This window comes from Pseudomonas agronomica (assembly GCF_025917275.1).
Taxonomy (GTDB): Bacteria; Pseudomonadota; Gammaproteobacteria; order Pseudomonadales; family Pseudomonadaceae; genus Aquipseudomonas; species Aquipseudomonas agronomica.
Window position 1 is genome coordinate 1 of record NZ_JAOSHO010000533.1, and the last position, 3,255, is coordinate 3,255.

General features: G+C 63.4%; 4 protein-coding genes. 3 read left to right on the forward strand and 1 reads right to left on the reverse strand.

What is annotated here, in order from left to right; genetic code table 11:
* The first annotated feature begins 142 nt into the window (after positions 1 to 142).
* Genes OC610_RS23970 through OC610_RS23980 form a run of 3 tightly spaced genes read left to right on the forward strand, consistent with a single transcriptional unit; the run spans position 143 to position 3,040 of the window.
* Positions 143 to 1,264: a glycosyltransferase family 4 protein gene (locus OC610_RS23970; RefSeq protein WP_264431390.1), complete on the forward strand. Its 1,122-nt coding sequence runs from the start codon at positions 143 to 145 to the stop codon at positions 1,262 to 1,264.
* A 10-nt stretch (positions 1,265 to 1,274) separates the two neighbouring features.
* Positions 1,275 to 2,048, forward strand: a complete 774-nt coding sequence (locus tag OC610_RS23975) for a DUF2334 domain-containing protein (RefSeq protein WP_264431393.1) — start codon at positions 1,275 to 1,277, stop codon at positions 2,046 to 2,048.
* Positions 2,045 to 3,040 carry a lysylphosphatidylglycerol synthase transmembrane domain-containing protein gene (locus tag OC610_RS23980; RefSeq protein ID WP_264431394.1) on the forward strand — a complete coding sequence of 332 codons (996 nt, stop codon included), beginning with the start codon at positions 2,045 to 2,047 and terminating at the stop codon, positions 3,038 to 3,040. Before OC610_RS23975 ends, OC610_RS23980 begins: the two co-directional genes overlap by 4 nt.
* Before the next feature lie 4 nt (positions 3,041 to 3,044).
* On the opposite strand, the gene OC610_RS23985 is transcribed toward OC610_RS23980, so the two are convergent.
* Complete coding sequence (locus OC610_RS23985; protein WP_264431396.1) at positions 3,045 to 3,224, reverse strand: hypothetical protein; 180 nt, start codon at positions 3,222 to 3,224, stop codon at positions 3,045 to 3,047.
* Positions 3,225 to 3,255: the final 31 nt, after the last annotated feature.

Below are 3,255 nucleotides of genomic sequence, written 5' to 3' on the forward strand. Positions count from 1 at the left end.
CAGCTCCCACCAGTTCCCTACACAGCCGCTACACAGCTGGCGGGAGCCACATAATCTTTCGGCGTCACCGCTACGCCACGGCAACCCCAACCGAACATCTATTCTTACTAAAGGTCAACACAGGAGAACACAGACCGGAGGGATGTTCATCGTGCATATAGCGGACATAACCATGTTCTACGCCCCCGCCAGTGGAGGCGTGCGCACTTACCTGGATGCCAAGCATCGGCGCCTGGGCAATCGGCCCGGTATCCGCCACAGCCTCTTGATCCCCGGCGCTCACCTGAGTGAGCAGGACGGGATCTATAAGGTTCCAGCCCCTCCGCTCCCCTTTGGCAAGGGCTATCGCTTCCCGCTTCGCCTGGCTCCCTGGCGCAATGTCCTGCGCGATTTGCAGCCGGACCTGATTGAAGTCGGCGACCCTTATCTCACTGCCTGGGCCGCCCTCGATGCCCGACGGCAGCTTGATGTACCCGTCATCGGTTTTTATCACTCCGACCTGCCATTGCTGGTGAGCAACCGCATGGGCAACTGGTTCACACCCAACATCGAAGCCTATGTCAGCAAGCTGTACGGCAACTTCGACCGGGTCTTGGCGCCGAGTCAGGTCATGGCCGACAAGCTGATCGGGCTGGGCGTCAGGAATGTCTATGTGCAGCCGCTGGGCGTGGACTTGCAGACCTTCAATCCCGCCGCGCGCGACCCTGAGCTGCGCGCCGAGCTGGGCATCGCCGAAGATGCCCGCCTGCTGATTTTCGCCGGGCGCGGCTCCAAGGAAAAAAACCTGCCGGTGCTGCTCAAATGCATGAGGCGCCTGGGCGAGCGCTACCACCTGCTGTTGGTGGGTTCTTCCATGCCAGCCGTGGTGCCGGACAACGTCACCGTGGTCGATGAGTTCTGCCCCGCGCCGCAAGTCGCCCGGCTGATGGCAAGCGCCGACGCCCTGCTGCATGCCGGCGATCAGGAGACGTTCGGCCTGGTGATCCTTGAAGCCATGGCCAGCGGCATTCCAGTGGTGGCGGTCGCCGCGGGGGCATTCAATGAACTCGTCCAGGAAGATTGTGGCCTGTTGTGTTCACCGAACAATCCCCAGGCGATGGCGAACGCCGTGCGGCAACTGTTCGCCGAAGGCTGTCAGCAGCGCGGCGCCCGGGCACGTCGGCACGTGGAACGGCATTACGCCTGGGATTCGGTGGTTAACAGCCTGCTGGGCCACTACTACAGCGTGCTTGGCGCAGAGATGCCCATGCTGGCCAATGGGTGAGGCGCCGCCGATGACGATGAGTCCCTTACCCAGCGTGCTGTTGGTGCTCCACGACGTCGCGCCGCAGACCTGGCCCGATTACCAGCCCTTCGTCGAAGCCGTTGACGCCCTTGGACAGGTCCCGATGACCTGGCTGGTGGTGCCGGATTTTCACCACGCCAATGCGCTGGACGATCACCCCGGCTTTCGGCGCCTGCTCGACGGTCGGGTCGAGCGCGGCGATGAATTGGTCCTGCATGGTTATTACCACTGCGACGATGGCCCGCCCGCCACCCATCCCAAGGACTGGTTCATGCGCCGGGTCTACACCCACGAAGGCGAGTTCTACGACTTGTCCGAAAAGAATGCCCTCGCCCGCCTGCACGCCGGCATCGAACTGTTCCAACGGTATGAGTGGCCGCTGGAGGGTTTCGTCGCCCCAGCCTGGTTGATGAGCGAAGGCACTCGCCAGGCTTTGCGCCAGTTGCCCTTGCGTTACACCAGCGATACCCAGCACCTCTTTCGTTTGCCGGACTTCACGCCCATCGATGCCCCGGGGCTGGTCTGGAGCGCTCGCAGCGCCTGGCGCCGGGGCCTGTCGAAAATCATCAGCGACCGCCGGGAACAGCGCTGGCGCCAGGCACCGGTGATCCGCCTGGGCCTGCATCCGGTGGACATGCGCCACGGTTTTTCCCGCGACTATTGGTTGCGCACGCTGGAACGCCTGCTCGAAGAGGGTCGTGTGCCGATGACCAAGGCCGACTGGCTGGCAACCCAAGGCCTGCGGGTCAGTCACGCCGCATGAAGCGCCTGGCCTGGCTGGTCGCCGCCCTCCTCATCGCGTTGCTGGTGCCGATGCTGGTGGGCGGCGGGGAAATGTGGTCGCGGGTGCAGCGCTTCCCCTTGTCGCTGCTGCTGGTCATGCTCGGCATGATCGTAATCTGCTGGGCTTTGAATTCAGTGCGCCTGCGCTTGCTGCTGGGGGAACATCGCGAACGCATCGGAGGGCTGAAAAGCATGGGCGTGGTGATGTCCACCGAGTTCGCCATGTGCGCCACGCCCGGCGGCAGCGGTGGACCATTGACCCTGATGGCCTTGCTGGCGCGCAACGGTGTGCGCCCGGCCCATGGCAGCGCCGTGTTCGCCATGGATCAGTTGAGCGACTTGCTGTTTTTCCTTTGCGCCCTGTTGGGCATCCTGTTCTACGCGCTGTTCCAGAATCTCAGCCAACGCCTGGAATGGATGCTGGCGCTGAGCGCCGTGTCATTGTTCGGTGGCCTGCTCTGCTGCGGGCTGGTGGCGCGCTACCATCGTCGGCTGATTCTGTTGGGCGCACGGTTGCTGCGCCACCTGCGTGTACGCTCCAGCACGCGCCGGCGCTGGGGACGCAAGATCCTGCACTTCCTGGCGGCTTTCACCGACACGCTGAAGCTGCCTCGGCAGACGTTGTTCCAGGTGTTCGGCCTGACCTGCCTGCACTGGGCGCTGCGCTACAGCGTGCTGTATCTGGCGTTGAAAGGGCTGGGGGCGGATTTGCAATGGGCCTGGAGTTTCCTGATCCAGATGCTGTCCCTGAGCGCAGGACAGTTCAGCCTGCTGCCGGGCGGCGCCGGTGCGGCGGAGTTGACCTCGGCGGCGCTGCTCGCGCCCATGGTGGGTAAATCCACTGCGGCGGCGGCGATTCTGATCTGGCGGGCGGTGACGTATTACTTCTATCTACTGGCCGGAGGGCCGGTGTTCTTCATGATGGTCGGGCGACCGTTGATCAAGAAGCTGATCAGGCTGCGGCAGGCGTGACCGTTCACTGCTTGGGTTCGGAGTCGTCCTGAGGCTGCGGGTGCAAGTCTTCCCAGAGCTTTGCGGCATCCGGAAATTCGGTGCCATCTTCAGGGCTCAACGCTTCGGGATCATACCGGCTCAGGCAGCCCTCGCCGACGGTTGGCGGGGCTTTGGCGACGGCTTTGTCCAAGGGATCAGTCATGACTTAACTTGCTCCTCAAGGCTAATCGTGG